Origin of the sequence: Sphingomonas sp. (assembly GCF_035317925.1) — a bacterium.
Taxonomy (GTDB): domain Bacteria; phylum Pseudomonadota; class Alphaproteobacteria; order Sphingomonadales; family Sphingomonadaceae; genus Sphingomonas_I.
The window spans coordinates 1-9,104 of sequence record NZ_DATHFV010000052.1; the positions used below are offsets into that span (position 1 = coordinate 1).

Annotated in this window: 7 protein-coding genes; 4 read left to right on the top strand and 3 right to left on the bottom strand. The window is 65.6% G+C overall.

What is annotated here, in order from left to right; genetic code table 11:
* The coding region (gene rpoC, locus VK533_RS04110; RefSeq protein ID WP_324375277.1) for a DNA-directed RNA polymerase subunit beta' at positions 1 to 3,093 on the top strand (3,093 nt) is incomplete at its 5' end.
* A gap of 140 nt (positions 3,094 to 3,233) precedes the next feature.
* On the top strand, positions 3,234 to 3,596 hold the full coding sequence (locus VK533_RS04115) for an energy transducer TonB (RefSeq protein WP_324375279.1): 363 nt from the start codon (positions 3,234 to 3,236) through the stop codon (positions 3,594 to 3,596).
* A gap of 27 nt (positions 3,597 to 3,623) precedes the next feature.
* Here the strand turns inward: VK533_RS04115 and VK533_RS04120 are convergent, their stop codons facing one another.
* Positions 3,624 to 5,357 (bottom strand): hypothetical protein, encoded by a 1,734-nt coding sequence (locus VK533_RS04120; protein ID WP_324375281.1) that lies wholly within the window; start codon positions 5,355 to 5,357, stop codon positions 3,624 to 3,626.
* Between the two features lie 6 nt (positions 5,358 to 5,363).
* Positions 5,364 to 6,905 carry an NAD(P)/FAD-dependent oxidoreductase gene (locus VK533_RS04125; protein ID WP_324375283.1) on the bottom strand — a complete coding sequence of 514 codons (1,542 nt, stop codon included), beginning with the start codon at positions 6,903 to 6,905 and terminating at the stop codon, positions 5,364 to 5,366.
* Positions 6,906 to 6,995: 90 nt separating this feature from the next.
* On the opposite strand from VK533_RS04125, the gene VK533_RS04130 reads away from it, so the two are divergent.
* The gene (locus VK533_RS04130; protein WP_324375285.1) at positions 6,996 to 7,253 is read left to right on the top strand and encodes a hypothetical protein; all 258 of its coding nucleotides are present in this window, start codon (positions 6,996 to 6,998) and stop codon (positions 7,251 to 7,253) included.
* Between the two features lie 220 nt (positions 7,254 to 7,473).
* Positions 7,474 to 8,199, top strand: coding sequence for a PEPxxWA-CTERM sorting domain-containing protein (locus tag VK533_RS04135; RefSeq protein ID WP_324375287.1), 726 nt, complete (start codon positions 7,474 to 7,476; stop codon positions 8,197 to 8,199).
* Here VK533_RS04135 and VK533_RS04140 read toward each other — a convergent pair.
* A partial coding sequence (locus VK533_RS04140) for an AMP-binding protein (RefSeq protein ID WP_324375288.1) occupies positions 8,181 to 9,104 on the bottom strand: 924 nt, incomplete at its 5' end. The genes VK533_RS04135 and VK533_RS04140 overlap by 19 nt on opposite strands.

Below are 9,104 nucleotides of genomic sequence, written 5' to 3' on the forward strand. Positions count from 1 at the left end.
AAGCAGGCCAAGAAGTGGGTCGAGAAGGAGCGCAAGGAAGTCTGGGACATCCTGGATGAGGTCATCCGCGAGCATCCGGTTCTTCTGAACCGCGCGCCGACGCTTCACCGTCTCGGCATCCAGGCATTCGAGCCTGTCCTGATCGAGGGCAAGGCGATCCAGCTTCACCCGCTGGTCTGCTCGGCGTTCAACGCCGACTTCGACGGCGATCAGATGGCCGTGCACGTCCCGCTGAGCCTCGAGGCCCAGCTCGAAGCGCGCGTGCTGATGATGTCGACCAACAACATCCTGTCGCCCGCCAACGGCAAGCCCATCATCGTCCCGTCGCAGGACATGGTGCTCGGCCTCTATTATCTGTCGATGATGAAGGAAAACGAGCCCGGCGAAGGCTCGATGATCGGCGACATGTCCGAGGTCCATCAGGCGATCAACGCCAAGGCCGTGACGCTTCACACGAAGATCACGACCCGCGTTCCGCAGACCGACGAGGACGGCAAGACCTACATGAAGCGGGTCGAGACCACTCCGGGCCGGATGCTGATCGCCGAGACGCTGCCGAAGAGCCACAAGGTGCCGTTCGAGACCGTCAACCGCCTTCTCACCAAGAAGGAAATCGGCGACGTCATCGATCAGGTCTATCGCCACACCGGCCAGAAAGAGACCGTGCTGTTCGCCGACGGCATCATGAGCCTCGGCTTCCGTCACGCGTTCAAGGCGGGCATCTCGTTCGGCAAGGACGACATGGTCATCCCGGCGGCCAAAATTCCGCTGGTCGACGAGACGCGCGCGCTCGTGAAGGATTACGAGCAGCAGTATCAGGACGGTCTGATCACCCAGCAGGAAAAGTACAACAAGGTGATCGACGCCTGGTCGCGTTGCGGTGATCGCGTCGCGAACGAGATGATGAAGGAAATCCAGGCCGTTAAGAAGAATCCCGACGGCCGGGAAGCGGACATCAACTCGATCTACATGATGGCCCACTCCGGCGCCCGCGGTTCGCAGGCGCAGATCAAGCAGCTCGCCGGCATGCGCGGCCTGATGGCGAAGCCGTCGGGCGAGATCATCGAAACGCCGATCATCTCGAACTTCAAGGAAGGCCTGACCGTCCTTGAGTATTTCAACTCGACCCATGGCGCCCGTAAGGGCCTCGCGGATACCGCGTTGAAGACCGCCAATTCGGGTTACCTGACCCGCCGTCTGGTCGACGTGTCGCAGGATTGCGTCGTCGTCGAGCTGGATTGCGGCACCGAACGCGCGCTGGAGATGCGCGCGATCGTGCAGGGCGGTTCGACCATCGCCTCGCTCGGCGAGCGCATCCTGGGCCGCACCACGGCCGAGGACATCGTCGACAGCAAGAGCGGTGACGTGATCGTTCCGGAGGGCACGTTGCTCGACGAAGCGATGGTCACCGCGGTCGAAGCCGTGTCGCCCCAGGCCGTGAAGATCCGCTCGCCTTTGGTGTGCGAATCCAAGGGCGGCGTGTGCGCGGCCTGCTACGGCCGTGACCTCGCCCGCGGTACGCCGGTCAATATCGGCGAAGCGGTCGGAGTCATCGCGGCGCAGTCGATCGGCGAGCCGGGCACGCAGCTTACCATGCGTACCTTCCACATCGGTGGCGCGGCGCAGCTCAACGAGCAGTCGAACCTCGAGGCAATCGCGGACGGCAAGATCGAGCTGCGTGGCCTGCCCACGATCGTCAACGCCCGCGGCCAGCACATCGCGCTGTCGCGTTCGGCCGAAATCGCGATCGTCGACATGGACGGCCGCGAGCGTTCGACCCACCGTCTGCCTTACGGCGCGCAGCTCATGGTCGGCGATGGCTCCATCGTCTCCAAGGGCGATCGCATCGCGCAGTGGGATCCGGCCTACATGCCGGTGATCACCGACAAGAAGGGCATGGTCCGGTATCAGGACCTGATCGAGAACCGCACGGTGCGCGAGGAGTCGGACGAAACGACCGGCCTCACCCAGCGCGTGGTGATCGAGGATATCGGCCGCGGCAAGAAGGAGGATCTGCGTCCGCGCATCACCCTGCTCGACGAAGCCTCGGGCGAAAGCGGCGTGTCGCGCCTGATCGTCGGCGCGGTCATCGCGGTCGAGGACGGCCAGATGGTCGAAGCCGGCGAAGTGCTGGCGCGTGTGCCGCGTGAAGCGCAGCGTACCCGCGACATCACCGGCGGTCTGCCGCGCGTCGCCGAGCTGTTCGAAGCGCGCAAGCCCAAGGAAAACGCGATCATCGCGAAGATCTCGGGCCGCGTCGAATTCGGCAAGGATTACAAGGCCAAGCGCAAGATCATCATCCGTCCGGACGATGGCTCGGAGCCGGTCGAGTATCTGGTGCCGAAGTCGAAGACGATCGACGCGCAGGAAGGCGATTACGTCAAGCGCGGCGACAATCTGATCGGCGGCTCGCCCGATCCGCACGATATTCTCGAGGTGCTCGGCATCGAGCCGCTCGCGGAATATCTCGTGTCGGAAATCCAGGAAGTCTATCGACTGCAGGGCGTGAAGATCAACGACAAGCACATCGAGACGATCGTTCGTCAGATGCTGCAGAAGGTTGAGATCACGTCGGCCGGCGACACCACTCTGCTCCCCGGCGAGCAGGTGGATCGCGAGGAGATGGACGAGATCAACGCGAAGCTCGGCAAGAATGAAGCGTTCGCAGAGGGCAAGCCCATCCTGCTCGGCATCACCAAGGCCTCGCTCCAGACGCGTTCGTTCATCTCGGCGGCTTCGTTCCAGGAAACGACCCGCGTCCTCACCGAGGCTTCGGTGCAGGGCAAGGTCGACAGCCTGAACGGCCTCAAGGAGAACGTGATCGTCGGCCGCCTCATCCCCGCCGGCACCGGCGCGGGCATGAACCGCCTGCGCGTCACCGCCTCGTCGCGCGACGCGGCGCTGCGCGCGTCGCAGCGTCTGGTCGCGGCATCGAACGCGGCGTCGATCGTGGCGCCGAAGACGGCGGCCGAGGAACATGCGGCCGAGCTCAAGCGTCCGGTCGAGGCCGATACTGGCAACGATCCGCTGGGCGAGGTTGTCGGCGAAAGCCACGGCTCCGACGCCGATGCGGGCGATTACCTGAACAGCTGATCCAGCCTGTCAGGCCAAACGAAAAGGGCCGTCGTCCACTCCGGTGGGCGGCGGCTTTTTCGTGCCTACAAATTCATAATCTGGACGAGGCTTCTCTGGCGAAACCAGGGTCAAAGCTCTACCATCAGGAGGAGGGCGAGATGTATCGAGCAAGCATAATTGGAGCAGTGCTGTTCGCCGTAGCTGTACCGGCTGCGGCACAGCTCGTTTCCGTCCAGCTGGACTACCCGCCCGCTGAGCTTCGAGCTGGCATTCAGGGCGTAGTAGGTTTCGAAGTTGCGCTTGCGAAAGACGGCAAGGTCACCGGCTGCAAGATTACGCAAACAAGCGGTAACGCTGACCTGGATCGTCAAACCTGCAGTCAGCTTCGTAAAACAGGCCAGTTCAAGCCAGCGGTTGATCCTGCCGGCCAGCCGATCAAATCAACTTACGCGAGCAGATTGCGCTGGAGCCTTCCTCATACTTTGGAAACCGCGCCTGCGCCGGCGCCTGCGCCGCAATAGCCGGCAACCGCACTTAAGGACTCGGACCTAGTCGACGCGGTAGAGCTTGAGGCCCGCCGTCCCGGGCAGCTTTATGGTCTGGAGCCAGCCCGGCGCGCGGTTGTGGAGCAATCTCGCCGCAAGCCCCGCGGGCGCGAACTTCGCCATCGCCTGCATCTCGCCGTCATTGGCGCAGAAGGCGACGTAGCCGGCCCGACGATGAACCGCGATCGCCTGCGCGTCGCCGGTGGTGAAGAAACGCAGCACATCCTCCAGCGCCGCTGGATCGCGATGATAGGGGCCGGTGACGGCGGCGTGCCCGGTCGCCACGATCAGCGCCGGACCCATGTCGAGCGGCGCCAGGATCGTCGCGTGCGGCAATCGGCCGAGCGGCGCGAGCGCATCGATCGTGCCGCAGCGGGCATCGCCGCTCGCGGCGGCGGCGCTTTGCGGGGCGGACGCGAGCAAAGCCGCCAGTCCCGCGCCGTCCGGGGTAAGCAGCAGCAGCGCCGCCGTGCGGGCGACGACGCGGGCTGGCATGCGCCAGGCCTTGGTCCGCGCGATCACCAGCATGATGAGCGTGATCGCGCCCGGAAGGGCGAGCAGGTTGGCAAACGCACCCGCGCGCGTGACCAACAATCCGATCGCGGTGGCGATCGCGAGCAAGGCCAGATAGTCGGTCGCCGCAGCGCGGTCAGACGCGGCACGGCGGAGCGCGACGAACGCACCGGCCAGCCCCACCCACGGAAACAGGCCCCACAGCAGCGCCAGCGAACGCGGCAGATGCCACAAGGGCACGCCTTCGGGGACGTTGAGATACCAGAGCCGATAGCCGAGCGGTCCGAGCGTCGCGAACGGCCCGCCGGCGCATTGCGGGGCCCCCAGGCGATAGAGCAGGCCGCACAGCAAGGCCGCGCCTGCCATCAAGGCGAGGCGTGCGGGCATTGCCTTGGGCGCGAGCGCTGCCGCGCCAAAGGTCGCCAGTGCCGCGAGGCCGAGCACCGCCAGATGGACCGGCGACGCCTGATCGCAATAGGTCCGTTTTATCAGTTCGAATCCGTGCACCGAAAAATAGAGCAGGATGCCGCCCAGCGTGAGCGCGCCGAGGAAGGCGGGCAGGCGGAAGCGCTCGGCGGGCGATGCGATCCAGCGCAGCCCCAGCCACGCAGCCGCGCCGGCGGTGAAAGCGAGCCCCTCGAGCGAGATATGCGTCCACAGCGCACCGCACAGGCCCGCGATCGCCGCGCCGCGCAAGTCGCGCCGCGCGAGCAGCGCCAGCACTAGGCCGAGCCCGGCGACGATCTGCCAGCCATGATGGTCGATCCGCATCGGCCGCATCGCGTACCAGACGCCGATACTGAGCATGCAGCACGCCGCCGCGAGCAAGGCCGGGCCCGCGCCCGACCGGCGCCGCGTGATCTCCGCGACCAGCGCCATCGTCGCGCCGAGCGTGAGGATAGGGATTGCGACCGCCGCGATCGTCTCGGCGGCGCGCTGGCCGACGAGCGGCGTATTGAGCGCGATCACCGCCGCGAGCGGCACGTCGAGCCAGCGCGACCAGTGCATCGACAGCCCGGTCGGCAGGTTCATGCGGTGCTGGCTGACGTCGAACCAGCTTTGCCCGGCCATCCAGTCGCGCACCTCGGCCAGGCGCATGACATCGTCGGGATCGGGGAAGGTGAAGGCCGCGATCGAACCGAAGCACAAGCCGATCGCGATCGTTGCGCCCGCCAGCCAGACGATCAGCAGCCAGAGCCGATAATGGCGCTCGACTGCCGGCATTGCCGGTTACGCCGCCTTGAGCGGGCGCGGCACCGGGCGGACCGAGTTGAGCGCGGCCTGCTGATCGGCCGTAACGGCGAGCTTGCGCTCGGCGCCTTCATCGCCCGCTTCGTGATATTCGGCATCCTCGTTGACCGCCCAGATATCGTAGGGGCGCCCTGCGGCCAGGATGTTGCGGACGGTCAGCATCGCGGTCATCATCGCATGATCCTGATTGTTATAGCGATGCATGCCGTTGCGGCCGACCAGATGCAAAGTCGGGTAAGCGCCTTCCAGCTCGTCGCGGATCGCGGCGACGTTGGCGGCATAGCTGTCGTCATAGACCGGATAGGCCTTTTCCTGCCGCACCACCGCGCCGCCTTCGACCATCTTCGGATCGCACAGGCCGAGCGCTGCCATTTCCTTCGTCGCGAGCGCGATCAGATCGGCGTCGCTCGATGCCCACAGCCCGTCGCCTTCGAAGCAGAAATATTCGAGCCCGACGCAGGCCAGGCTCTCGTCCGGCACCATCTCGGGCGACCAGGATCGGAAATTCTGGATGCGGCCGACCTTCACAGTGTCGTCGTGGATGTAGATCCAATTGTCGGGGAACAGATCGGGCGAACGGATCATCAGCGCGACCGTCAGGAAGTCGCGATATTTGAGGTCGCGCGCTTGGAGCAGCGTCTTCGGCAGCGGGTGGATGCGGCCGAGCAATTCGCGGATCGGCGCCGAGGAGATGACGTGGCGCGCATGGATCACGGTTTCGCCCTGCGGACCGTTGGCGGCGACGCGCCAGCCCTCGGCGTCATGGCTCAGTTGCTTGAGCTTGTGGCCCATCAGCACGTGGTTGCCGCCGGCCAGCACATGATCGCGCGCGGCTTCCCACATCATGCCCGGGCCCTTGCGCGGGTAGCGGAAGCTTTCGAGCAGGCTCTTGGTCGCCATGCCGTCATTGGGGCGCTTGTTGAGGCCCAAGGAGCGTTTCACCCCGTCGAGCACCGCGCCGCCGAGGCTCAGCCCCTTGATGCGCTGCGCCGCCCAATCGGCCGAAATGTCGGCGCACGCCATGCCCCACACCTTCTCGGTGTAGGTCTTGAAGAAGATCGAGAAGAGCTTCTTGCCGAACTGGTTGATCGTCCAATCCTCGAACGAGCGCGCCTCCTTCTTGGGGAAGGCCTTCCAGCGCAGATAGGACGCCATGCACAGGCCCGATCGGATCAGGCCGAGATTGCGCAGCGCCTCGAACGCGCGCAGCGGATAGGAATAGAATTTGCCCTCGTAATAGATGCGGCTCATCCGCGGGCGGACGATGAAATCGTCGGGCAGGATCTCGTTCCAGAGATCGACCACTTCCTGGCTCTTCGAAAAGAAACGGTGGCCGCCAATATCGAAGCGGAAGCCCTCATGCTCGACCGTGCGGCTGATGCCGCCGACATAGCGTTCGTCCTTCTCGATCACGGTCACGGACAGGCCCGCCTTGGTGAGGAGATAGGCCGCGGTCAGGCCGGCGGGGCCGGCGCCGATGATCGCGACGTCAACGGGCTGGGCAGAGGCGGGATCGCGCATGCTCGCTCCATGCCCCGCCAAGGGGTAAGATATGGTTAAGCCCGGATTCGCTACAGGCGGCGTTCCGTAACGCGTTGAAAGATTTTGCGAATGAAACGCCTCTTGGTCCTGGCCCTGTTGCTGCCGCTCGCGGGCTGCATCTCGACCGCCGCCAGCATCGTCACCGCGCCGGTGCGCGCGGCTGGCTGGACGGTCGACAAGATGACGACCAGCCAGTCCGAAGCCGACCGCAATCGCGGCCGTCGCGACCGTAAGGCCGAGGAAAAGCAGCGCAAGGAAGACAAGAAGGAAGCCAAACGCCAGCGCGCGCTGGAGAAGCAGCAGCACTATAGCGATCCGAACCAGTAGCTTTAGACGTCACCCCAGCGGAAGCTGGGGTCCATCTCCTGCCTGTCCCGGTTGCGATACGGTCGGGAGACGGATGCCAGCTTTCGCTGGCATGACGGGGAGAAGGTGAAGAGCGACGATATGGCCGATACGTGCCTTTTGCGGTACGCTCCGCCCGGCGGGGTAAAAGCGCGTCTGGGGAGACGGGCCGACCCCGCGTCGTAACGTAGGGGGGACAGCCATGCGTATCCTATCGGCCGCTTTAGCCGCTCTGCTTCTGGGCGGACCTGCATCCGCTTACACCGTCGTCGGGTTCGAAGGGATCAACGCCGGCTATCCGCCGTCCAGCCCCGCCCAGATATTGGGCTTCTATGACGGCGGCACCAGCAGCGCCGGCACCAGCGGCGCCAATTTCGGCATGACGTTCGATGCCAACGCGATCGCGGTGTGCCTCAACAGCCTGGCCGTCATCTGCTCCAACGCCTCGACCGGCGGCCAGACGCCGACGTCGAACAAGGGCGCGCTCGGGCTGGCGTCGTCGGGTGTCGCGATCCTCGATTTCAGCAGCGCTTATTCCGGCGCGATCGGCTTCCGTTATGCGGTCGCGCCCGCTGGCATCGCCTTCATCCAGGCCTATGACGGCGTCGGCGGAACCGGCACGCAGCTTGCCAATCTGACCTTGTTCAGCGGCGCGCCGGGCTGTCCCGCTTATTCGGCCATTCTCTGCACGTTAGGCCCCGGCGGTCTGGGATCGCTCACCAACGTGCGCAGCCTTGTGTTCGGCGGCACCGCCGGCGGGGTGGTATGGGACGATCTGACCTTCGGCGCGGGCAATGATCCGCTGCCGCCGCCGGCTTTGCCCACGCCTGCGCCCGAACCCGCAAGCTGGGCGATGATGGTGGCGGGTTTCGGTGCGATCGGCGGCGCGTTGCGCCGGCGGCGGACGGCTTACGCCGCCAGGTCGTAAAGCTCGATCTCGCCCGACAGATAGAGGTTGCGCGCCTTCGAACGGCTGAGCTTGCCCGAGCTGGTGCGCGGTAGCGTCTTGGGCGGCACCAGCTCGATCACGCAATTCATGCCGGTGATCGCGCGGACGCGCTCGCGTATCTCTTCGCGCAGGCGGGCGCGCTCGTCCGGATCGGTGGTGCGGCACTGGACCAGTACGGCGGGGGTTTCCTCGCCGCCGGGGGTGGTGATCGCGAAGGCGGCGATATCGCCCGCCTTGAAGCCGGGAAGCTGCTCGACCGCCCACTCGATATCCTGCGGCCAGTGGTTGCGGCCGTTGATGATGATCATGTCCTTGGCGCGGCCGACAATGTAGATGTAGCCGCCCGACATGTAGCCCATGTCGCCCGTGTCGAGCCACCCGTCGACGAGGCAGGCGTCGGTCGCCTCCTGATCGCGGAAATAACCGACCATCACCGATGGACCGCGGCACCAGACCTTGCCGATCGCGCGGTCGGGAAGTGGATTGCCGTCCTCGTCGCGGATCGCGATTTCCATGTCACGTGCCGGAACGCCGCAATTGACCACCGCGCGGTAACGTTGCGGCCGGCCGACCAAGGCGGAGCCGCCGCCCGAAAGCTCGGTTTCCTCGACCAGTTCGACGACGATGCCTTCGCCCGGCGGCATGATCGACACCGCGAGCGTCGCTTCGGCCAGGCCGTAGGAGGGCAGGAACGCCTTGGCGTCGAACCCGGCCTCGGCGAAGGCGTCGACGAACGCCTGCATCACGTCGGGGCGGATCATGTCCGCGCCATTGCCCGCCACGCGCCAGCGCGACAGGTCGAAGCGGTCGCTCGCCTTGGTCTGGCTCGACATGCGCCGCGAGCAGATGTCGTAGCCGAAGGTCGGCGAATAAGAGAGCGTGGT

Coding starts and splice junctions, on each gene's coding strand:
- VK533_RS04115 (WP_324375279.1), top strand. CDS start 3,234: ATGTATCGAGCAAGCATAATTGGAGCAGTGCTGTTCGCCGTAGCTGTA.
- VK533_RS04120 (WP_324375281.1), bottom strand. CDS start 5,357: ATGCCGGCAGTCGAGCGCCATTATCGGCTCTGGCTGCTGATCGTCTGG.
- VK533_RS04125 (WP_324375283.1), bottom strand. CDS start 6,905: ATGCGCGATCCCGCCTCTGCCCAGCCCGTTGACGTCGCGATCATCGGC.
- VK533_RS04130 (WP_324375285.1), top strand. CDS start 6,996: ATGAAACGCCTCTTGGTCCTGGCCCTGTTGCTGCCGCTCGCGGGCTGC.
- VK533_RS04135 (WP_324375287.1), top strand. CDS start 7,474: ATGCGTATCCTATCGGCCGCTTTAGCCGCTCTGCTTCTGGGCGGACCT.